This window comes from Psychromonas aquatilis (assembly GCF_038155185.1).
GTDB classification, from domain to species: Bacteria; Pseudomonadota; Gammaproteobacteria; order Enterobacterales; family Psychromonadaceae; genus Psychromonas; species Psychromonas aquatilis.
Map to the genome: position 1 here is coordinate 1 of NZ_JBAKAZ010000514.1, position 206 is coordinate 206.

Genomic DNA, 206 nt, shown 5'->3' on the forward strand with positions numbered 1-206 from the left:
TGAGCACGGTGTATTATTTGGTGAGCCATCAACAGATATCGATATAATCCGTATCTGGAAAGAAAAAGTAGTATCACAACTAACTCGTGGCCTTAAAGGCATGGCTAAAATGCGTAAAGTAACTACAGTAAATGGTTTTGGCCGTTATACTGGAGCTAATACCATTGAAGCAACTAGTAGCGAAGGTCAAGTACCGACTGTTCCTT

The 206-nt window shown here is 40.3% G+C and carries 1 pseudogene; it reads left to right on the forward strand.

Annotation, left to right across the window (positions count from 1 at the left end):
- Nucleotides 1-206: pseudogene (locus V6256_RS16345) on the forward strand (dihydrolipoyl dehydrogenase); the annotation flags it as partial.